The sequence below is a fragment of the Catellatospora coxensis genome, from assembly GCF_016862635.1.
Classification (GTDB): domain Bacteria; phylum Actinomycetota; class Actinomycetes; order Mycobacteriales; family Micromonosporaceae; genus Catellatospora; species Catellatospora coxensis.
Genome location: NZ_BONI01000027.1, coordinates 81,422 through 102,878, shown reverse-complemented (window position 1 = coordinate 102,878; position 21,457 = coordinate 81,422). Strand labels below are relative to the sequence as shown.

Below are 21,457 nucleotides of genomic sequence, written 5' to 3'. Positions count from 1 at the left end.
CGGCATCTCGACCGGCACCGGCTTCCTCGGCGGCGCGAAGTGGCACGACTTCTTCGGCCTGAACGGCGAGACCACCCTGTAGCGGCACACGAAATAGGGGACGCCTCCGCACCACCGGAGGCGTCCCCTTTTGCGCTGCTCAGGACAGGATCAAGCCCGGCCTGGGCAGGTCGGTGCCGGTGGCGAAGCCGTCGTGCCACTTCCAGCCGTTCTGGACGAAGCGTCCGCCGTCCGACAACGACACGTACACGTCGGCCGCGCTGCCGCCGGTGTACGTCACGACGTCGGCCCGGCCGTCGCCGTCGAAGTCGCCCACGCCGGGCGTCTCCGTGCCGATCGCGAAGTTGTCGTGCCACTTCCACCCGGACTGCACGAAGCGCCCGCCGTCCGACAGCGACACGAACACGTCCGCGGTGCTGCCCCGGCTGAACGAGACCACGTCGTCGCGTCCGTCGCCGTTGACGTCGGCCAGCGCCGGCAGGTCCGTGCCCGCCGCCACCTGGTCCTGCCACAGCCAGGCGTTCTGCACGAACCGGGTGCCGTCCGACAGCGCCACGAACGCGTCGGCCGCGCTGCCGCCGGTGAACGTGATGATGTCGTCACGCCCGTCGCCGTCCACGTCGCCCAGCGCCGGGGTCTCCGTGCCGAACGCGAACGTGTCGTGCCACTTGATCCCCGGCCCGAAACCGCTGCCCGTGGACAGCGCCACGTACACGTCACCGGCCCCGCCGCGCGTGAAGGTGACGATGTCGGCCCGGCCGTCGCCGTCCACGTCGCCGACCGCCGGGATCTCCGTGCCGACCGCGAAGAAGTCGTGCCACTTCACGCCCGGCCCGAACGACGACCCGTTGGACAGCGCCACGTACACGTCGGCGAGGTCGCCGCGGGTGAACGTGATGAGATCTGCCCGGCCGTCGCCGTTGACGTCGCCGGTCATCGGCGCCTCGCCGGGCAGCCCGAAGAAGTCGTGCCACTTCGCGTTGCCGGTGAACGACGTGCCGCTGGACAGCGCCGTGAACACGTCGTTGGTGTCGGCGCGGGTGAACCGCAGCGTGTCGTCGCGCCCGTCGCCGTTGACGTCGGCCTTCGCCTGCACCCGGGTCGTCGCCGAGACCACCCCGGACGCCGGTCCGGTGTTGCCCGCCGCGTCGACCGCGACCACCCGGTAGTACCAGGTCTGCCGCGCGGGCAGCGGCCCGTGCCGGAACCCGGTCCCTGCCACCGTGCCGGCCAGGTTCGCCGCGGTGACCGCCACGTCGGAGCTGCGCGAGGCGTACACCCGGTAGCTCGCCACACCGACGTCGTCGCTCGCCGCCGCCCAGCTCAACCCGAGCGCGTGCACCCGCCCGCCGCCGAGCGCCAGCCCGGTGACCTGCCCCGGCGCGACCGTGTCGGCGAACGGCGTGACCAGGCTGAGCGCCTCGTACCGCGAAGCGGTCCAGGCCGGCGACCCGGCCACCGGGGTCAGCGTGACCGTGACCGCCGTCTTGCCTGCGGTCAGCGCGGCAGGCAGCGCGAGCTCGTCGGCCAGCCACCGGTGCGTGCCGTTGCCCAGTGGCTGCAGCCACGTCCCGGCGGACACCCCGTCGACCGTCACCGCCGCCTGCTGGCCCGCGGACTGCTGGTCACCGGTCCGGCGCAGGCGTACCCCCTGGTTGCCGGACGCGACCGCGAGCCGGAACGAGACCGCCGCACCGCTCGCCCGCACCTGCCCCGACACGGTCGTCGGGTCGTCGCCCTCGAACGCCGAGACCAGGGCGTACTGCGTGGCCCCGCTGTCGGCCCAGGCGTGCGCGGACCGGCTGGCCGCGTCGCCGGCGACGACCGTGTCGGTGCGCCGCGACGCCGCGGTCGGCTGGGTGTAGAGGTAGGCCGTCGAGCCGTAGTCGGCGGGCATGTCGTTGCCCGGCCCGTGCTCGATGCCCATCCGCACCGCGGTGGTGTACGCGACCGCGTCGCCGATCAGCAGCCGGTACGCCCCGTCGCACTCGTCGGCGCAGCCCGAGGCACGGAACTGGTGCGCCGGGTTGCCGGTGAACACGCCGCTGTACTCGCCGCGGTTGAAGTACCAGCCGGACTCGTAGAAGTCCTCGGTGCCGGTGCCGTACCACTGGGGGGTGGGCGAGCCGTCGACGTGGATGCGCTCGTCGCCCTCCAGGTAGTTGCGGGTGTTGCCGCCGGTGATGTGCCCGCGCATGGTCTGCGTGACGCCGACCAGCCGTCCCCGGCCGGACTGGTCGGCCATCGTCCAGTCCTGGCCCATGACGGTCTCGGCCCGCGCGGAGCGGGTGGTGAAGTAGCCCGCCTCACCGGTCGAGGCGAGCAGGTCGGTCCACTGCGCACCCGGCGCGGAGGTCACCTCGGTCCCGATGCCGGAGACCGACTGCCCGGTGGTGTTGACCAGTTCGACGGTGGCGGTGCTGCGCAGCGGCATCGGCCACCAGGAGCTGTACCAGCCGCCGGCGGCGGTGTCCATCGCGAACATCAGCGACCGCACGTGCTTCTCGGCCAGGCCGGAGCCGAAGAACTCGCCGATCGGCGAGTCGACGGTGCGCCGGCCGTCGAAGGTGATCCGCAGCCGCAGCCCGGCGAGCACCGCCGGGGTCGCGGAGGCGTCGGGCACCCGCAGCCGCAGGGCCGTGACCAGTCGCGGGCCGGTCAGGTTCGCCACGGTGACCTGACCTCCCGCCGGGGCCGTGACGGTGCCGCTGCTGGTGGCCGAGCCGGCCTGGGCCGGTTTCGGGTCGCGGGTGCCGGCCGCGCGCAGCAGGGTGATGACGTCGTCGGCCCTGTCGGCGGTGCTGAACGTGCTGATCCCGGTCGCGTCGGCGAACCTGCGGTAGCCGACGTGGTAGAACAGCGGGTTGTGCTGCGTGGTGATCTTCATCGAGGTCCGGTACGGCATCGGCACCTTGACGGTCACGCCACCGGAGGTCTGGTCGGCGTTGGTGACCAGGGGGAAGCTGAAGGGCGCGCCGAGGTTGCCGTTGACCAGGTTCTGCAACCCGGTGTCCACGACGGTGATCCCGTCGAGCTCGATGCGGATCCAGCCGGTCGCCGTGACGTTGCCCTCGTCACGGGTGAACCAGATCGACTGGACCTCGCCAGGTCCGCGATCCTCGGCCAGGACGCAGCCGCCGGACTGGCGCAGGCAGGAGTACGCCCCGCTGAACCCGTCGTCGTTGGAGCCGTCCCGGCCGAAGCTGGAGAACTGCGCGGTGCGGGTGCCGGCCGCGAGGTGCGGGAGCAGGTCTAGCCGCCGGTACACGTCCCACCCGACGGGCCCCTTGTCCGCGATGGCCGCCAGACCGGGCGCGGCGTCGGGAGGGCTCGCCGCTGTTGGCGTCGAGGTGCTGGTCAGAGTGAGCGCAACGACTGCCGCCACGATCAGCGTGCGCAGGTGTGGAAGGTGCATGCCGGGAACGTATATTCGACATACGTGAATGTCAATTAGTTGCAGAACTCAGCTGTATCGGTGAGAAAAGTTTCACGAGGTTTCACGGGCCGCCATCCGCATCTGCCACACCCGGGTCGCCACGGCGACCACCGCCAGCCAGGTCAGGCCGAGCGCCCAGCCGCCGAGCACGTCGCTCGGGTAGTGCACGCCGAGGTAGACCCGTGACAGCCCGACCAGCACGGTGCCCGCAGCGGCGGCGACCCAGACCGTCGCCCACACCGTGCGGTTGCTCGTCAGCATGCACACCAGCCACGCCAGGAGCGCGAACCCGACCAGCGAGCTGGCGCTGTGCCCGGACGGGAACGAGTACCCGGCGGCGGTCACCACCTGGTCCGGCGGGTTGGGCCGGTCCCGGCCGATGATCTCCTTGATCGCGTACACGATCAGCTGGAGCACGCCCAGCGACAGCACCGCCAGCACCAGCGGATACCACGAGCGCTTGCGCCAGGCGACCACTGCGACGGCGACCACGGCCGCCAGCGTGAGCGCGACCGCGCTGCCGAGGTCGGTGATCGCGATCTGCAACCGGGTCAGACCCGGGGTGCGGTGCCCGGCCAGCCACTCCACGGCGGGCCGGTCGATCACGGTCAGGTCGTCGGCGTCGACGACCGCGTCGAGCACCTCCACGAACACCGACGCCAGCGTGAACACCAGCGCCGCCCCGATGGCCAGCAGCACGACCTCCGCGGCGACCCGCGCGGTCAGCCAGGAGAACGCGGCCCGCCCGTGCCGGTCCGAGGCCTGCGTCCAGCGCCGCCCGGCGAGGTACGCCGCCCCCGGCCGCACCGCGCACACGACCGCGTACGCGGCCACCACCAGCACCGTCGCCACGCCCAACCCGAGCAGCACGCTCCCGGTCATACCCGCCTCCTGTCCGCCGGAAGCCATTCGATCAGAGCCGGCTGGACGAAGGCTGGCAACGGGCCGCCATCGGCCGGTGACCTGTAGGGACTGTGTACCGCCGGTGTAGCGGCCGTGCCTAGCCTCGCCCACAGAGATCAAATCAGGCGGGTCCGGATCGGGCTCGTCGCACAGTGGGGAGGGCCCGATGGTCACCAGGAGACGGCTGATGGGCGGCGCGCTCGCGGGCGCGCTGGCCACACCGGTCGCGGCGTGGACGGGGCAGGCGTCGGCCGCGCTGCCGACGGTCGACATGGAGGCGGTCGTGAAGTCCGCGCAGATCGACCCGCGCCGCGCCGACTCGGCGATCACGGCCGGCAGCCGCGACAGCGTGCTGCTCGTGGAGAGCGCACTGCAGGCCAAGGGGCTGCTCGCGGCGTCATACGTCGACGGGCACTTCGGCACCAGGACCATCGACGCGTACGCGGCCTGGCAGCGCTCGCTGGGCTACACCGGCCTCGACGCCACCGGCCTGCCCGGCCCGACCTCGCTCACCAAGCTCGGCGAGCAGCGCTTCACCGTCGTACGGCCGCTGTCGCCCGGGGCGCAGAGCACCTTCCGGGGCGTGCCGGTCAACGCCCGCACCAAGGCGATGCTGCTGGAAGCCGAACGGCTGCTCGCCCGGCAGTTCACCATCACCCAGGGCTCCTACAGCCCGGGGGAGGACCCGACGTCGGCGGGCACCCACGACGGCGGCGGCGCGCTCGACCTCGCCGTGGACGGCATGACCTCCGCCCAGCGCACGACGGCCGTGCGGCGGCTCCGCCAGGTCGGTTTCGCCGCCTGGTTGCGCACCCCGTCCCAGGGCAACTGGCCCTACCACATCCACGCGATCGCGCTGGCCGACACCGACCAGTCCACCCCGGCCCGCAACCAGGCCGGCGACTACTACCTCGGCCTCAACGGCCTGGCCAACCGCGGGCCCGACGACGGGCCTGCGGTCGAGCCGAAGGTGACCTGGGAGCAGTACCTGCGGGCCTGACGGCCGTCAGGGGACCTGGACGTTGAGCCGGGGCGCCGCGTCGAGCAGCTGCTCGTGGTGCTTGGTGATGACCGGCAGCGCGTCCTTGGCGAGTTGCACGACCGCCGGATCCTGACCCTTCGCGATCTCGGCCTGCGTCGCGGCCATCGCCGCGGCGTGGGCCTTGAGCTGCACCGGCACCCACGCCTGGTCGAACAGTGCGCCGTTGAGCTGCTCCAGCTGCTGGATCACGGCCTGCTGCTCGGTGTCGGGCATGTTCGGCAGCGCTACCCCCTGCTGCTGCGCCACGGACATCAGCTGGTCGTCGAGCTTCTGGTGATCGTCTTTGAACTCCGCGCCGAGCCGCACCACGATCGGCGAGGCGCCCTCGTGGGTCGCCGCCAGGTTGCTGATCGCGATCTCGGTGAGGTTCGACTGGTGCGCGGCGATCAGGTAGGCGTTGTCCAGCGGCGCTCCGGTGGCGGCGGGCGTCGCGGTGACCGGCCCCGCCGTGGCGAGCAGCCCGGCGGCCAGTGTCGCGGCGAGCACGCCGATGTTTCGCACGAAACCCATGGCCGTACTCCTCTGTCGAGTTCCCGAATCCGGCTCGGCCACCCACCATGCTTCCAGGTTTGCGCTGCCCGCAGGCGTCATCGCGGTCCAAAACCGAACAGGCGCAAGGACTCGGCCCACCGAACCGGTCATCTGCCCGGTCTCCCGACAGCGCGGCCGAATCGGTGTGAACGGGCAGCAAAGCACGGCGGCCCCGGGCGAGTGGCCCAGGGCTGCCGCACGTCCGGAAGTCGTGAACGTCACCGGCGCTTGCCAGTCAAGGGGAGCGGGTGCCGAGGACCACCTCGGCCAGTGCGGGCAGGGTGGCGCTGCCGGTGTCCAGATAGCCGTCGTGACCGCTGACGCCGTCGACAGGCAGCAGCCTCGCCCCGAACTCCGCGTTGCCGGGCCGGGTGCCGTGGCCCAGGCCCAGCACGCGTACGCCGGGCACGCGCCGGATCCAGTCGGTCGGAGCCTCCGCGGCCCACACCCGCGCACCGGTGCCCAGGTCCCCGACGAGGTCGTGGCCCATGCCGGGGTTGCCGATCGCGACCAGGTCGCCGACCTGCGCGGGCAGTGCGCTCGCGGCCAGGCCCAGCACCGTCGAGCCGTAGCTGTGCCCGACCAGCGTCAGCACGACAGCCGGATGCTCGCGCACCAGCCGCCCGACGAACCGGGTCAGCGCCACCGCCCCCGCCGCGGCGCTCGTCTCGGTGACCACGTCCAGGCCCCAGCCGTCGGGCGGGTCGTAGCCCAGCCAGGCCACCACCGCGACGCGGGCGTGCGGTGCCTGGCGTCGCAGTTCCGTGTACAGCTGCCGGGCCTGCACCGCCGGTGCGCGCCGGGCGACGCCGCCGAGGCCGCGGTCGAAGTCGGCCAGCGTCGTGCCGACCCCCGGCACCAGTACCGCGACCCGCTCCGCGGTGGACAGGTCACCCAGCACCTCGGCGGCGAAACCGTCGCCGGACGGGTCGAACAGCAGGAACCGGCGGCCGGCGGCCGCCCAGCCGGCGTACGGCTCCCCGGCGGCGGTCATCGCCGCGGCGGCCTGCGCGTAGTCGACGGAGACCGGCAGCGGCACGGCCGCGGGCGCGGCGAGCAGCCCGAGCGCGAGCGCGCTGACCGTGCCGACGGAAAGGAGACGGGATCGCATGAGCGCCACCGTCTGCGGCGGGCCACCGCGCGGGCGTCGCGCCGCGGAGCCATTCCCGGCCCCTACCGCCGTACTACTCCCCGGCGGCGACCAGACCCGACTCGTACGCCAGCACCACCGCCTGCGCCCGATCGCGCAGCCCGAGCTTGCCGAGCACCCGGCTGACATGCGTCTTGACCGTCTGCTCGGCGAGCACCAGCAGGTCCGCGATCTCCTGGTTGGACAGCCCGCGGGCGATCAGCCGCAGCACCTCGGTCTCGCGCGGGGTCAGCCCGTTGAGCGCCACCGGCCGCGGCCGGTCGGCCCGGGGCCGCGACGCGAACTCGGCGATCAGCCGCCGCGTCACCGACGGCGCGAGCAGCGCCTCACCGCCCGCCACCACCCGCACCGCGTGGATCAGGTCCGCGGCGGGCGCGTCCTTGAGCAGGAAGCCGCTGGCCCCGGCGCGCAGCGCCTCGTACACGTAGTCATCGAGGTCGAACGTGGTCAGGATGATCACTTTGGGCCGGTCGCCGCCGGCCAGCCGCCGCGTCGCCTCCAGCCCGTCCATCACCGGCATCCGCACGTCCATCAGCACCACGTCCGGGTCCAGGCGACGCGCCGCGGCCACCCCCTCGGCCCCGTCGGCGGCGTCGCCGAGCACCACCAGGTCCGGCTGCGCGGCCAGCAGCGCCCCGAAACCCTGCCGCACCATGGCCTGGTCGTCGACGATCAGCACCTTGATCAATGAACTCCTCCGTCCGGCAACAGCGCCGTCACTGCGAACCCGCCGTCACCCGTCGGCTCCGCGTGCAGCTGGCCGGCCAGGATGGCCACCCGTTCCCGCATGCCGACCAGCCCGTGTCCCGGTCCCTCGGGGCGCGCGGGCCGACCCGCCGGCCGCCCGTTGCGCACCTCCACCCGCAGGCCTCGCTCGCCGGAGGCCAGTGACACGTCCACCCGTGCGCCCGGCGCGTAGCGGGCCGCGTTGGCCAGCGCCTCCTGCACGATCCGGTACGCCGTCAGCGCCGCCGCCTCGCCGACCGGCCGCAGCGGCAGCTCCATCGCCAGGTGCACGTCGACGCCCGACGCGCGCGCGTCGTCGACCAGCGGGCCCAGTTCGGCCAGGCCCGGCTGGGGCGCGGTGAGCGCCGGGTCGTCGGCCTGGCGCAGCACCGACAGCAGCCGCCGCATGTCGTCCAGCGCGGTACGCGCCGACGCGGCGATCTCGGTGAACTCCTCCTTGGCAGGCCCGGTCAGCTCGGCGACCCGGTACGGGGCGGTCTCGGCCCGGACCGCGATCATCGACATCGAGTGCGCGACGACGTCGTGCATCTCCCGGGCGATGCGGGTGCGTTCCTGCAACACGGCACGGCGGGCCTGCTCCAGTTCGTTGAGTTCGGCCTGCTCGGCCAGCGCCCGCTGGCTGCTGCGCCGCCTGCGCACCTGGTCGCCGACCAGCATGATCGCGGTCAGCAGCACGGTCACGCCCCAGGCGTTGCCGCGGTTGGGCACGTACATCCAGACCGGCAGCAGGCTGAGCACCAGGCACCAGGCGCTCACCCCGACGTCGGCGCGCACCGAGACGAACCACAGCATCGCCAGGAAGGCCAGGATCTGCACCGGATTCCACGGCCACGGCTCCGGCGGGGCATAACCGGCCACCCCGAGGAACAGCCCGACCAGGGCGATCCGCCAGGCCATCAGCGGCCGGTGTGAGGCCAGCAACGCCAGAGCCGCGGGTGCGGTCCCCACTGCGGCCAGCACGATCGCGGTGTTGGCGGGCAGGTGGCGGGTGTCGGTGAGGTACTCGTAGGCGGCGCCGGCCAGCCCGACCAGAGCCAGCAGCACCACCGGGACGATCAGCGACCTGATCCGCTGCCATCTTCGGCCCGGTGACCGGACCGGTGGGTAGTCCGCGCCGATCAGCAGCCGCCGCAGGTCACCCAGCCCACCCGGCCGCTTCACGTTCTCCACCGCCGGAAGCTTACGGCGCGGCCGGGTGGCGGTCGTCATACCCGGGAGGCATCCGCAGGTCCTACCCCGGTAGCGGGTGGCCGGTCGGCGGCTGTTCACCGCACGTTGTCCTGATCAACTCCAGCCGGTCAGCCGTGCTCGGTACCAAGACCACGTCCACCCTTGGTTTGGAGCACCGATGTCCTTCCCCACCCGCGCGATCGCGGGAGCCGGCGCCGCCGGACTCGCCGCGGCGCTCCTGCTCAGCGGCCCCACCCGGGCCGCTGACTCGCCGCAGACGTTCAACCGCACCGCAACCTTCCCGGTCTACCTGAACACGTCGGCCGCCGACGCCGCCTCAGCGGAGATCTCAGCCGTCAGCGCCGACGGCAAGACCGTCATCTACACCGACGCCTCCGGCGACCGGATCGGCTTCGTCGACATCACCGACCCCGACGCCCCCGTCCCGGCCGGCGTGCTCGGTCTGCCCGGCTCGCCGACGTCGGTCGCCGTGCTCGGCAAGTACGCCCTGGTCGCGGTCAGCACCGGCGCGGACTTCACCCACCCCGACGGCGAACTGCTCGTCGTGGACGTCGCGACCCGCGCCGTCGCGCGCAGCATCGACCTGGGCGGCCAGCCCGACTCGGTCGCGGTGTCGCCGGACGGCAGGTTCGTCGCGGTCGCCATCGAGAACGAGCGCGACGAGGACGTCGACGACGGCGAGATCCCGCAGGCGCCCGCCGGCTGGCTGGCCGTCGTGGACGTCAAGCCGGCCGTCGCCGACTGGGCGCTGCGCACCGTCGCGCTGACCGGCCTGGCCGAGGTCGCGCCGAGCGACCCCGAGCCGGAGTACGTCTCGATCAACAGCGCCGGCAAGGCCGTCGTCTCCCTGCAGGAGAACAACCACCTCGCGATCGTCGACCTGGCCACCGGCAAGGTCGACAGGCACTTCAGCGCCGGGCAGGTCTCCGTGTCCGCCGTGGACACCGAGGACGACGACCGGATCTCGCTGACCGGCGGCGTCACCGCCGGCCGTGAACCCGACGGCGTCGTCTGGCTGGGCGCCGACCGGTTCGCCACCGCCAACGAGGGCGACTACCAGGGCGGCTCGCGCGGCTGGTCCGTGTTCGACACCAGCGGCAAGGTCGTCTTCGACGCCGGCAACAGCCTCGAACACCTCGCCGTCACCCACGGCAACTACCCGGACAAGCGCTCCGACGCGAAGGGCGTGGAGCCGGAGAACGTCGCCACCGGCGTGTTCGGCGGCAAGCCGTACCTGTTCGTGAACGCCGAGCGCGGCAACTTCACCGCCGTGTACGACGTCACCGACCCGGCGCACCCGAAGTTCACGCAGCTCATCCCGACCGCCAATGAGCCCGAGGGCGTCATCGCGGTGCCGTCGCGCGGCCTCGTGGTGATCTCCAGCGAGCTGGACGACCCCGACAACGGGCTGCGCGGGGCGGTCACCATCGCCCGGTTCGGGCAGGCTCCGGCGTACCCGTCGCTGGTCTCGGCGAAGTCCGGCGGCCTGCCGATCGCCTGGGGCGCGCTGTCCGGCCTCACCCCGGCCACAGGCGAGCCCGGCAGGCTGTGGGCGGTCAGCGACAGCGTGTACGCGCCGACCCGCCTGTTCGCGATCGACACCGCGACCACCCCGGCGACGATCACCAAGGACCTGACCGTCACCAAGGACGGCAAGGGTGTCGCGCTGGACGCCGAGGGCCTGGCCACCCGGCCCGGCGGCGGCTTCTGGCTCGCCGTCGAGGGCGCCAAGGGCCCGGAGAACAAGCTGGTGCGTATCGACGCCGCAGGCGCCGTGCAGCAGGAGGTGGCGCTGCCCGCCGACGTCACCGCCAAGCTCGGCGGCAACGGCCTCGAAGGCGTCGCGGTCACCGGCTCCGGCGCGACCGAGACCGTATGGGTCGCCGTGCAGCGCGAGCTGACCGACGAGAAGGGCACCGCCCGCATCGGCCGCTACCGGGTCACCGAAGGCGACTGGGCGTGGCTGGGCTACCCGCTCGACGCCGCCCCCGCCGGCGCGTGGGTCGGGCTGTCGGAGCTGGTGGCCCTCGACGCGGACACGTTCGCCGTGATCGAGCGCGACAACCAGCGCGGCGAGCTGGCCAAGCTCAAGAAGGTGTACACCTTCGACCTGCCCGCCACGCTCGGCGCGCAGGTCACCCCGGTGACCAAGAAGCTGGCCGTGGACGTGCTGCCCGCGCTGCGGGCCGGACACGGCTGGACCCAGGACAAGCTGGAGGGCCTGACTGTCGGCGGCGACGGCGGCGTGTACGCCGTCACCGACAACGACGGCATCGACGACGCCACCGGCGAGACCGTGTTCCTGCGCCTGGGCAAGGCCGACAAGGTGTTCCCGGGCGTGTTCCCGCCCGCCGACGGCGGCGAGGGCGGCGGCCTGCCCGTCACCGGCGCGAAGGTCACCACGATCGTCGCGGCCGGTTTCCTGGTGCTGGCCCTGGGCGCGGGCCTGTACCGGCTGGCCCGGCGGCGACGCCCGGCGGCCTGAGTGAGCCGAGGGGGCCGCGGCATCTGGCGGTCCGCGGCCCCCTCACCTCAGGACCGGCGCAGCACGAACTCCGCCACCAGCAGGTTCGGCACCCAGCACAGGAACGGCACGTAGGCGTACGCGGTCGCGAACGCGTCCTCGGGGGCGACGCCGAACCAGCCGATCGCCGCGAACATCAGCGGGATCAGCCATAGCCGCAGCATCACCCCCGCGTACGTCATCGCGAACGCGCGCACCGCCCAGCGCCGGTGCGCCGTGAAGTCCCGCCGCCTGGCCGCCCGCAACGCCGCGACCGCGAACCACAGCCACAGCACCGCCAGCGCGCCGAACCCGGCGGTGCCGACCGGCCCGGCCTGGTTCAGCGGCGCGATGACCAGCCCCGCGACCCCGCTCACCAGCATCGCCGCGACGGCGATCCGCCCGACGGTCCGGTGCACCCGGGGCACGCGTGCCCGGATCCGGGCCGCGAACTGCAACGGCGACACCGCCAACGCGATCCCGCCGCCGACGATGTGCGCGTAGAACACCGCCTGCACCCAGGCCGGTCGGCCCGCGTACGCCGCCGCCAGCCCCGCGTCCTGCTCGGCGAGCTGCCGCAGCGACGCGGTCAGATACGGCACCACGGCAAACGCCGCCACCGCCGCGCCGCTCAGCGCGAACCACCAGAAACCCAGCACCCGCCCGGTACGGCGCCCGGCGGGCAGGCCGGTCGTCACCATGGCAACTCCTTGTCCGTCAACGGATCGGTCCGGCTGAGCGTAGGTTCGCCGGCCTTCGCCGCACGCCCCTCACGCCAGTGATCCCACCTCCCTCCCGCGAGGGGTTTCCGGGTCGCAGCCTGCCCGCGCCGCAACGGATCCGGCAGGATGGCCGCCATGGCCGTCACCCCCGCCCGCCGCCTCGCGATCGCCGACGTCGGGCCGGCCGTGGGGCTGTCCCTCCTGTCCGTCCTGGCCGGACTGTTCATGCCGGTCGGCCCGCCCTACCGGCCCGCCGACGCGATCGGCCTCGCGCTCGGCGCGCTCGCGCCCCTGGCGCTGCTGTGGCGCCGCCGCGCGCCGCTGACCGTGCTCGCCGTCGCGGGCGTGTTCGTGCCGCTCACCGCAGCACTCGGGTACGCGGTCACCACCGTGCAGTGGGCGGCCTGGATCGCCCTGTTCACCTGCTTCTCGCACAGCGAGCGCTGGGAGCGCCGGGCGGCCGCCGTGGTGCTGACCGGACTGTCCGTCGGCGGGTTCGCGCTGGCCGACGGTGGCACGGTAGGCACACTGGACTATTTCGGCATCGCCATGTGCTTCGTCATCGCCACGGTCGCCGGTGACGCCGCGCGCAGCCGCCGGATCGCCGCCGACGCCGAGCGGCTGCGTACCCTCGCCGCGGCCCGCGAGCAGGCCGACGCTGCCGACAGGGTCCTCGCGCAGGAGCGCAGCCGCCTCGCGGGGGAGCTGCACGACGCCCTCGGCCACGCCGTCAACGTGATGGTGATGCAGGCCGGGGTGGGCCGGCGGGTGTTCGCCGACAACCCGGAGTTCGCCGCCCAGGCGCTCGCGCACATCGAGACCGTCGGCCGCGACGCGCTCGGCGAACTGGACCGGCTGCTGCGCGTGCTGCACGCCGACCGCGACGGCGAACCCGCCGCCGAACCGGCCCTGACCGACCTGGCCGAGCTCGCGGGCCGGGTCCGGGCGGCAGGACGGGAGCTGGTCCTCAACCCCGCGACGGTGACCCTGTCGCCGAGCGGCGAGCGGGCGCTGTTCCGCATCGCCCAGGAGGCCGTCACCAACGCCCTCCGGCACACCGCCACCGGCCGGATCACCGTCGACCTCGGGCAGACCGCCGACATGGTCGTGCTGGAAGTCGTCAACGAGACACCGCCGCTGCCCGCGCCCACCCCGGGCCGCGGCCTGGTCAACATGCGCGAACGGGCCCGGCTGGAAGGCGGCGTGTTCGAGGCCGGCCCGGTCGACGGCGGCTTCCGGGTGCGGGCCGCGCTGCCGGCGGCGGTGCGAGCGTGATCCGGGTACTGCTCGCCGACGACGACGCGCTGGTCCGGGGCGGGCTGCGGGCGCTGCTGGCCGCCGAGCCCGGCATCGAGGTGGTCGGCGAGGCCGTCGACGGCCGCGACGCGGTCGCCGCCGCCCGCGCGCTGCGGCCCGACGTGGTGGTAATGGACATCCGGATGCCGGTGCAGGACGGCACGGCGGCGAGCCGGGAGATCGTGTCCTGGCCGCCGCCCCGGCCCCGGGTGCTGGTGCTCACCACGTTCGACCACGACGAGGTGGTGGACGACGCGATCGCCGCCGGGGTGGACGGGTTCCTGCTGAAGCGGGCCACGCCCGAGCAGCTCGTGGCAGGGATACGCACCGTCGCGGCCGGGGACGCGCTGATCGCCCCGGCGGTCACCCGGCGGCTGCTGCTGGCCGCCGCCCGGCGCGGGCCCGGTGACCCGGCTGCCGTGGCGGCGGCCCGGCTCACCGACCGGGAGGCAGAGGTGCTGCGGGCGCTGGCCGCCGGCAAGTCGAACGCCGAGATCGCCCAGGCCATGTTCATCTCGCTGGAGACGGTGAAGACCCACGTCAAGAGCCTGCTCGGCAAGGTCGGCGCCCGCGATCGCACCCAGGCCGTGGTCTGGGCGTACCGGACCGGGTTCACCGGGCGCTGAGACCCGGTCCGGAGCCTGCCTGACCGGGACTGGCTGACCGGGACTGGCTGACCGGGACTAAACGGTCGCCGACTCCGGTTCAGGAGTCGCGCAGCATCGCGTCGGCGACCCCCGGCGCGACCCGGCGGATCACCCGGAACGGCCGGGCCTTGCCGACGGCGATCACCGGGACCCGGCGGGCGATGCCGCGCAGGATCTGCTGCGCGGCCTGCTCGGCGGGCAGCGCCCCGTCGTTGCGCCCTTCCGTCATCGGTGTGGCGACCAGGGGCATCAGCGCCTCCTGCACGGTCACTCCGGCGTCGGCGTCGTCCCACTGGTAGCGCAGCGCCCGCAGGAACACGCCCAGCCCGGCCTTGCTCGCGCAGTACACGGGTGCGGTCTTCTTCGGGGAGTAGGCCAGGGCCGAGGTGAGGGCGGTGAACACGCCCCGTGAGCGGCGCAGGTGCGGCCAGGCCGCCCCGGCCAGCACGATCGGCCCGGCGAGGTTGGTGTGCGTCTCGGCGAGGACGGCCGCGCTGTCGGCGGGGGACCAGCCGCCGGTGAAGGACTGGCGATGCTGCACGGCGGCGTTGGCGACGACGACGTCGAGCCCGCCCAGTTCGGCGGCGGCGTCGGCGACGAGTGCGGCGGTGCCGCCGGGGTCGGCGAGGTCGGCGACCCAGCCGGTGACGCCCGGGCGCCGGGTCGCCTGTGCTAGCCGGTCGGGGTCGCGGCCGCAGGTCGCGACGAGCGCGCCCTGCTCGGCGAGCAGGCGCACCAGGTGCGCGCCGATGCCGCTGGTGCCGCCGGTGACCAGGACGCGTTTGCGGTGGAAACTCATGCCCGAAGCGTGGCCGAGGACCCGGCCGGGGCGCTTGTACGATTCCGCCATGCAGGTCCGGGTTCCCGCGCACGAGCGCACCGTGCACCCGGGCCTGGCCCGGGCGGCGCTGCTCGGCGTACGCCGCCACGGCTCCGGCCCGGCAGCCGGCACGGCGGCCCGGCTGCTCGCGGCGGCCGAGCCGGTGCCGGAGCGCCTGCACCACGTGCTGCTGGCGGAGTTGACCGGCCACGGCTGGCCGGCGCTGCGCGGCGCGGCCGAGCACCTGCTCGACCGCCCGCGCCGGGGCGAGATCGCCGACCTGATCGAGCGCGGCTCCCTGCCCGAACTGGCCGCGCGGCTGCCTGAGCTGCAGCTGGGCTATCACGCGGGCCACACCACCGACCTGAGCCTCGAACCGGGCCGGCTGACCGTCACGCACCGGGCGCTGCTGGGCGGCGCGCCGAAACCGGCCGAGAGCCTGTTCACGGCCGCGATCCACGACGTGCTGGTGGCGGCGTGCACCGGTCGGCGACCGGCCGTGACGGTACGGTTCGCCGACGGCAGCGCGCTGTCCGGCGACGCGCCGGGGGAGCGGAGCCTGGCCGGGCGGGGCCGGGTGGACGGCTGGACGCTCGACCTGGCGACCACGCAGGAGGCGGCCAGGTCGCCGGTTACCGCCGTACGCGACCTGATCGCGGCGGACCCGGCGCGGCGCTGGCGGCTGGAGGCGGCGGCCGGGCACGCGGGCTGCTCGCCGCGGACCCTCCAGCGCACCCTGGCCGAGCAGGGCACGGGCTTCCGGGAGCTGCTGTCAGCCACCCGGCTGGGCCTCGCGCGGGGCCTGGTCCAGCGCACCGACCTGGGACTCGCCGAGATCGCGGCAGCCTGCGGGTTCACCGACCACGCGCACCTGACGCGATGCTTCACCGCCCGGCACGGCCGGCCCCCGTCGGCCATCCGCGGCAACGGAGAGTAATCAAGTGCTGTCGTTGGGTCGACCGATCGACGTCTCCGGATCACAGTGGGCGCCGATTCCTTGGCGGCAGGCCCGCTGAGCTGGCAACCTTGCCGCCGTGCAGGCAGAGCAGCTGGCCGACTTCACCTGGGCCTTCGACGTCGTACACCCGGATGCCGACCGGCGGCGCGCCGCGATCGAGCGCGAGAAGGGCTACCAGGACGACTGGGCCCGCCTGCACTCCTGGTCGCGCATCGTGCGCCCCCGCTCGGGCGACGAGCTGCCCGATCCGCGCCTGGTCGCCGAGCACGACCAGACCGAGGCCGCCAAGCGCGACGTGCACGCCCGGATGTTCGCCGCCCCGATCTGGCACTACCTGAACGCGCCGACGCCCGAGGAGCGCGCGCCGTTCGCCCGGTTCGCGGTGCTCTACCTGCGCTGGGAGACCGACTACCCGCAGGAGTGGGCCGAGCACGCCCGCAGCTGGACGGCCAAGCGGCACCTGCTGCGCACCCTCGCCGCCGACGGCCCCACCGTCGAGACCCACGGCGAGCTGCTCGGACTGGTCGCGGCCGCGATCGGGCGCGAGCACCGCTGCGAGGACCTCGGCTACCTCAAGATCGCCCGCAGCCTGCACGGTCCCTCGGTTCGGATGATCGTCGAATCGGCCGAGCAGAGCCTCGACGGCCTGGTCCGCCTCCGGGCCGGCTACCTGCGCTGGGCCCTGGACAACCCGGCCGCCCCGGCAACCCCCGCCTCATGGCGGCACTGGCTGCGCACCTGACCGATCCCACCCCGCCGATGCGCCCAGCCCAGCCCACCGCTCCCGCCGCAAGTCTCAAAGAGTCGCGGCATCACGCAGCGCTGAACCGTGCGACTCTTCGAGAGTTGCGCCAGGGGCGGGGCGTCACGCCGGGACGGTCGACGGTCGGCGCGAGGCCCGCGAGCGTAGCCAGGCGAGCTGGCCGGCCACGGTCACGGTCAGCGCCAGGCCGAACGCGGCGGCGGTGCCCCACCGGTCGACCAGCACCGCGACGATGAAGCAGAACACCGCGAAACCGACCAGCCCCGTCAGCACGCCGCGCAGGGTGCGTACCGTCTCCGCCGAGCCGTGCCGGGCCAGCACGAAAGCCGCGACCACGCTGGTGGCGATCGGGAACGGGGCCAGCACGCCGGTCATCTCCGGCCCGAGCGCGCCGGACAGCGTGGTCACCAGCAGCACCAGGCACGCGGTCGCGGCGGCCCGGCCGGGCAGGTCCCACCATGGCCACGTACGCGTGGGGCGGACGCCCACCTCGGCCTCCACCGGCGGCAGTGCACGGGACGCGGCGGCGATCCCGGCGAGCGTCACCGGCAGGCCCCACCAGGCGGGCAGGCTCACCTGCGCCACGGCCAGGTCGGCGACCAGGCAGGCGGCCCAGGCCGTGGCCAGCGCACCGGCCCAGCGCATACGCCGCGAGCACCAGGCGAACGCGACCGCGAACAGCGCCAGCGTCACCAGTCCTAGCAGCGAGGACGATGCCGCTGCGGCCCCGAATGCGGTGCCGTGTTCCAGGCAGGTGATCAGCAGGATCGGCCCCGCCACGACCGGCAGGGTGACCAGCACCCCCGTCACCTGCGCTCCCCATCGCCGCCCTGCCAGCGACGAGCCGACGACCAGCGCCGGAGCCAGCAGCAGTTTCAACAGCAGCATCACCGGCACAATGTAGACGCCCGTTCCCGGCGACCGGCAGCCGGATGATCTTCGGTGGGTTCAGGCCGCGGCACGCAGCCGATGCGCCGTGTCGCGGAAGCCGCGGTTCTCGGTGCGTACGGCGCGGCGCAGCAGCGGGCCGAGCAGGGCCCAGAACAGGCCCGCGCCCCGGCCGCGCACCTCGATGCCCAGTGTGTTGCGGCAGCCGTCGCCGACCGGCTCCACCAGGTGCGAACCGATCATGGTCAGCCCCATGACGGTGGTCTGCCAACTGAACCCGCGGCCCTCGTCGTACGCGGTGACGGTCCACACGGCTTCGGCCTGGCCCGGCTGCTTGATGCGGGCCTGGCTGCCCAGCCGCAGCGGCCCCTCGTCGAGGCGCACCACCCGGGTCATCGTCGGCGTGGTGGCGGGCCACTGCTCGACGTCGGCGGTCAGCGCCCAGACCACGTCCGCCGGCGCGTCGATCACGAGTACGTCTTTCCATCGCATCACACTAATGTACCATCTGGTACATGATCGTCAGTGCGAGCTCCCGTGAGCTGCTGGACCGCGTGATCGCGTACGCGGCGGCCGAGGGCATCACCGGCCGCAGCCTCCGTGAGATCGCCGCCGGGGTCGGCACGAGCCACCGCATGCTGCTCTACCACTTCGGTTCCCGGGAGGGCCTGCTCGCGGCGGTCGTCGGCCTCATCGAGCAGCAGCAGCGCGACCTGCTGGGGGAGCTGGCCGACCGGGTCGCCAGCAGCGGACCCCCGGCGGAGGGCACCAAGGCCGGCGAACTCATGCTGCTGCTCTGGGCCCGGGTGTCCGATCCGGAACTGCGGCCGTACGTGCGGCTGTTCTTCGAGGTCGTCGGGGTGGCCGTGCACGACGCCCCCGGCACCGGCGGCTTCCTGGCGAACCTGACCGGCCCGTGGCTCGACGAGAGCGAGGCGGTGGCGCGGCGACTCGGCCTGGCCGTGGACCGCGACGAGCTGCGGCTGGGCGTGGCCACCTGCCGTGGCCTGCTGCTGGAACTGCTGGCCGGTGCTGACCCGCGGGCGACCGACGCCTCCTACCGGCTGTTCGTCCGCATGTGGGAGAGCCGGCTCACCGGGGCGTGACCGTGGGTCGTCACCACTGCCGCCAGCGGTGGTGCTGGTATGCAGGTGCGCGCCTTCCGCCCTCTCACGGAGTTTCGAAACGTTTCGAGATGAAGGGTAATCGGCCGGACATCTTGCCGAAATGGTTTTCGTAGGCGATCGTCGATGCGCCGGACACGTCGCTCTCACCGCCCCGGTCCCTGAGAAAGGCGAATCGATGTCCGCACTGTCCCGCCGTACCGTGCTGCGCGCAGGCGCCGTCGGCGCCGCGGCCGCGGCTGTCGCCGGCAGCCTGCCCGCCGCGCCCGCCCACGCCGCCCGCACCGACATCGGCGTATCCGTCTACCCGTTCCCGCTCGGCGCGGTCACGCTGCTGTCCGGCCCGTTCCTGGCCAACACCGGCCGCACCCAGAGCTACCTGAGCTTCCTCGACGCCGACCGCCTGCTGCACACGTTCCGCCTCAACTACGGCCTGTCCTCCTCGGCCACCGCCTGCGGCGGCTGGGAGTCGCCGACCACCGAGCTGCGCGGGCACTCCATGGGCCACGTGCTCACCGGCCTGGCCCAGGCGTACGCCAGCACCGGCACCACCAGTTTCAAGACCAAGGGCGACTACCTCGTCGCGCAGCTGGCGATCTGCCAGGCCCGCGCGACGACGGCCGGCTACAACACCGGCTACCTGTCGGCGTACCCGGAGAGCTTCATCGACCGGGTCGAGGCCCGCCAGTCGGTGTGGGCGCCCTACTACACCCTCCACAAGATCATGGCCGGGCTGCTGGACATGCACCTGCTCGCCGGGAACGCGCAGGCGCTGACCGTGCTCACCGCGATGGCGTCGTGGGTGAAGTTCCGCAACGACCGGCTCACCCTGACCCAGCGGCAGAACATGCTCGACACCGAGTTCGGCGGCATGAACGAGGTGCTGGCCAACCTGTACCAGCTCACCGAGAACAGCAACCACCTGGTCGCCGCGCAGCACTTCGACCACGCCGAGGTCTTCGACCCGCTGGCCGCCAACACCGACGCGCTGAACAACTACCACGCCAACACCCAGATCCCGAAGGCCATCGGCGCGATCCGGGAGTACCACGCCACCGGCACCACCCGCTACCTCGACATCGCCCGCAACTTCTGGGACATCGTGGTCAGCCGGCACACCTACGCCATCGGCGCGAACTCCAACGGCGAGTACTTCAAGGCTCCGAACCGCATCGCCAGCGAGCTGTCGGACAACACCGCGGAGTGCTGCAACACCTACAACATGCTCAAGCTGTCCCGGCAGCTGTTCTTCACCAACCCGGCCCGCGCCGACTACATGGACTTCTACGAGAAGGCGCTGTACAACCACCTGCTCGGCGCGCAGGACCCGAACTCCTCGCACGGCTTCCACAGCTACTACATCCCGCTGCGGGCCGGCGGCATCAAGACCTACAGCAACGACTACAACAACTTCACCTGCTGCCACGGCACCGGCATGGAGACCAACACCAAGCTCGGCGACACCATCTACTTCCACTCCGGCGACAACCTGTACGTCAACCTGTTCATCGCCTCGCAGCTGAACTGGGCCGCCAAGGGCGTCACGGTCCGGCAGGACACCACGTTCCCGGAGGCGCCGTCCAGCAAGCTGACCATCACCGCCGGGTCGGGCACGTTCGCGATGCGGGTGCGGGTGCCCGCGTGGGCCACCGGCGCGACGATCCGCGTCAACGGCACCCTGCAGAGCGGCGTGACCCCCGGGTCGTACGCCGTGATCACCCGGACGTGGGCAACCGGCGACGTCGTCGACGTGGCGCTGCCGATGGCAGTGGTGCGCGAGGCCACCCCGGACAGCGCCACCACCCAGGCGGTCAAGTACGGTCCGATCGTGCTGGCCGGGGCGTACGGCAGCACCAACCTGTCCGCCCTGCCCACCCTCACCGCGTCGTCGATCACCGCGACGTCGACGCCGCTGCAGTTCACCGCGACCGCGTCCACCGGCACGGTGACCCTGCTGCCGTTCTACAAGATGCACGGCCAGCGCTACACCGTGTACTGGAATGTCACCACCACCAACCCGCTGCCCGCGTTCGTCGCGCACTACCTGTTCAACGAGACCTCGGGCACGTCCGCGGCCGACGCCACCGGCAACGGCAAGACCGCGACCCTGGCCGGGGGAGCGACCTGGGTCGCCGGGCGCACCGGCAACGCGGTCAACCTCAGCGGCAGCTCGCAGTACGTGGCGCTGCCCTCGGGCATCCTCGCCGGGGCCAGCGCGTTCAGCATCGCCACCTGGGTGCGGCTGGACGCGGTGACGAACTGGGCGCGGCTGTTCGACTTCGGCACCGGCACCAGCGCGAACATGTTCCTGGTCCCGAGCAGCAGCTCCGGCACCGCCCGGTTCGCCATCACCACGTCGGGCTCGGGCGGCGAGCAGCGCATCAACGCCCCGTCCGCGCTGCCCACGGGCGTGTGGACGCACGTCGCGGTGACCGTCGGCGGCGGCGTCGGCATCCTGTACGTCAACGGGGCCGAGGTGGCCCGCAACTCGGCGATGACGCTCACCCCGGCGTCGCTGGGCAGCACCACCAACAACTGGATCGGCCGCTCGCAGTACAGCGATCCGTACCTGGACGGCGCGGTCGACTCGTTCCGCGTCTACAGCCGGGTGCTGACGGCGTCCGAGGTCAGCGGCTTCCACTCCGCGGGCCTGTGATCCGTGCGGGCCGGGGGAGACGGCGCTCCCTCGGCCCGCGCCTGCCACGTTCTGCGCCGCCACCTGCGGTGCTGAAGATC

Annotated in this window: 18 protein-coding genes; 8 read left to right on the top strand and 10 right to left on the bottom strand. The window is 73.1% G+C overall.

The features are described 5' to 3' along the window. Window positions 1-139: 139 nt before the first annotated feature. On the bottom strand, window positions 140-3,415 hold the full coding sequence (locus tag Cco03nite_RS17620; protein WP_203693196.1) for a DUF2961 domain-containing protein: 3,276 nt from the start codon (window positions 3,413-3,415) through the stop codon (window positions 140-142). A gap of 72 nt (window positions 3,416-3,487) precedes the next feature. Continuing rightward, window positions 3,488-4,318, bottom strand: a complete 831-nt coding sequence (locus Cco03nite_RS17615) for a phosphatase PAP2 family protein (RefSeq protein WP_203693195.1) — start codon at window positions 4,316-4,318, stop codon at window positions 3,488-3,490. Between the two features lie 187 nt (window positions 4,319-4,505). Between Cco03nite_RS17615 and Cco03nite_RS17610 the strand changes: the two genes are divergently transcribed. Next, window positions 4,506-5,339 (top strand): peptidoglycan-binding protein, encoded by an 834-nt coding sequence (locus Cco03nite_RS17610; protein ID WP_203693194.1) that lies wholly within the window; start codon window positions 4,506-4,508, stop codon window positions 5,337-5,339. Between the two features lie 6 nt (window positions 5,340-5,345). Here Cco03nite_RS17610 and Cco03nite_RS17605 read toward each other — a convergent pair whose 3' ends face one another. The 4 genes from Cco03nite_RS17605 to Cco03nite_RS17590 form a co-directional block, all read right to left on the bottom strand. Continuing rightward, the gene (locus tag Cco03nite_RS17605) at window positions 5,346-5,891 is read right to left on the bottom strand and encodes a DUF4142 domain-containing protein (protein ID WP_203693193.1); all 546 of its coding nucleotides are present in this window, start codon (window positions 5,889-5,891) and stop codon (window positions 5,346-5,348) included. A gap of 256 nt (window positions 5,892-6,147) precedes the next feature. Next, window positions 6,148-7,023 (bottom strand): alpha/beta hydrolase, encoded by an 876-nt coding sequence (locus Cco03nite_RS17600; protein WP_203693192.1) that lies wholly within the window; start codon window positions 7,021-7,023, stop codon window positions 6,148-6,150. A 73-nt stretch (window positions 7,024-7,096) separates the two neighbouring features. Then, window positions 7,097-7,750, bottom strand: coding sequence for a response regulator (locus tag Cco03nite_RS17595; RefSeq protein WP_203693191.1), 654 nt, complete (start codon window positions 7,748-7,750; stop codon window positions 7,097-7,099). Then, entirely contained in the window at window positions 7,747-8,979 is a 1,233-nt protein-coding gene (locus tag Cco03nite_RS17590) for a sensor histidine kinase (protein WP_239167448.1), read from the bottom strand. Before Cco03nite_RS17590 ends, Cco03nite_RS17595 begins: the two co-directional genes overlap by 4 nt. Window positions 8,980-9,157: 178 nt before the next feature. Here Cco03nite_RS17590 and Cco03nite_RS17585 point away from each other — a divergent pair, with 178 nt between their 5' ends. Next, window positions 9,158-11,485 (top strand): esterase-like activity of phytase family protein, encoded by a 2,328-nt coding sequence (locus Cco03nite_RS17585; RefSeq protein WP_203693189.1) that lies wholly within the window; start codon window positions 9,158-9,160, stop codon window positions 11,483-11,485. A gap of 47 nt (window positions 11,486-11,532) precedes the next feature. Here the strand turns inward: Cco03nite_RS17585 and Cco03nite_RS17580 are convergent, their stop codons facing one another. After that, a complete protein-coding gene (locus Cco03nite_RS17580) occupies window positions 11,533-12,204 on the bottom strand; it encodes a DUF2306 domain-containing protein (RefSeq protein WP_203693188.1) in 672 nt (223 codons plus the stop codon). A gap of 156 nt (window positions 12,205-12,360) precedes the next feature. Here Cco03nite_RS17580 and Cco03nite_RS17575 point away from each other — a divergent pair, with 156 nt between their 5' ends. Further along, window positions 12,361-13,500: a sensor histidine kinase gene (locus tag Cco03nite_RS17575; protein WP_203693187.1), complete on the top strand. Its 1,140-nt coding sequence runs from the start codon at window positions 12,361-12,363 to the stop codon at window positions 13,498-13,500. After that, a complete protein-coding gene (locus tag Cco03nite_RS17570; RefSeq protein WP_203693186.1) occupies window positions 13,497-14,147 on the top strand; it encodes a response regulator in 651 nt (216 codons plus the stop codon). Before Cco03nite_RS17575 ends, Cco03nite_RS17570 begins: the two co-directional genes overlap by 4 nt. 79 nt (window positions 14,148-14,226) lie before the next feature. Here the strand turns inward: Cco03nite_RS17570 and Cco03nite_RS17565 are convergent, their stop codons facing one another. Then, window positions 14,227-14,967: an SDR family NAD(P)-dependent oxidoreductase gene (locus tag Cco03nite_RS17565; protein ID WP_203693185.1), complete on the bottom strand. Its 741-nt coding sequence runs from the start codon at window positions 14,965-14,967 to the stop codon at window positions 14,227-14,229. Window positions 14,968-15,016: 49 nt separating this feature from the next. Here Cco03nite_RS17565 and Cco03nite_RS17560 point away from each other — a divergent pair, with 49 nt between their 5' ends. Beyond that, the gene (locus Cco03nite_RS17560; RefSeq protein ID WP_203693184.1) at window positions 15,017-15,925 is read left to right on the top strand and encodes a helix-turn-helix transcriptional regulator; all 909 of its coding nucleotides are present in this window, start codon (window positions 15,017-15,019) and stop codon (window positions 15,923-15,925) included. A 97-nt stretch (window positions 15,926-16,022) separates the two neighbouring features. After that, entirely contained in the window at window positions 16,023-16,688 is a 666-nt protein-coding gene (locus Cco03nite_RS17555) for a hypothetical protein (protein ID WP_203693183.1), read from the top strand. Between the two features lie 123 nt (window positions 16,689-16,811). On the opposite strand, the gene Cco03nite_RS17550 is transcribed toward Cco03nite_RS17555, so the two are convergent. Continuing rightward, complete coding sequence (locus Cco03nite_RS17550; protein ID WP_203693182.1) at window positions 16,812-17,600, bottom strand: hypothetical protein; 789 nt, start codon at window positions 17,598-17,600, stop codon at window positions 16,812-16,814. 57 nt (window positions 17,601-17,657) lie between these two features. After that, window positions 17,658-18,089: an SRPBCC family protein gene (locus tag Cco03nite_RS17545; RefSeq protein ID WP_203693181.1), complete on the bottom strand. Its 432-nt coding sequence runs from the start codon at window positions 18,087-18,089 to the stop codon at window positions 17,658-17,660. A gap of 23 nt (window positions 18,090-18,112) precedes the next feature. On the opposite strand from Cco03nite_RS17545, the gene Cco03nite_RS17540 reads away from it, so the two are divergent. Next, window positions 18,113-18,703, top strand: coding sequence for a TetR family transcriptional regulator (locus tag Cco03nite_RS17540; protein WP_203693180.1), 591 nt, complete (start codon window positions 18,113-18,115; stop codon window positions 18,701-18,703). Window positions 18,704-18,899: 196 nt separating this feature from the next. Then, window positions 18,900-21,377 (top strand): glycoside hydrolase family 127 protein, encoded by a 2,478-nt coding sequence (locus Cco03nite_RS17535; protein ID WP_203693179.1) that lies wholly within the window; start codon window positions 18,900-18,902, stop codon window positions 21,375-21,377. The last annotated feature ends 80 nt before the right edge of the window (window positions 21,378-21,457 follow it).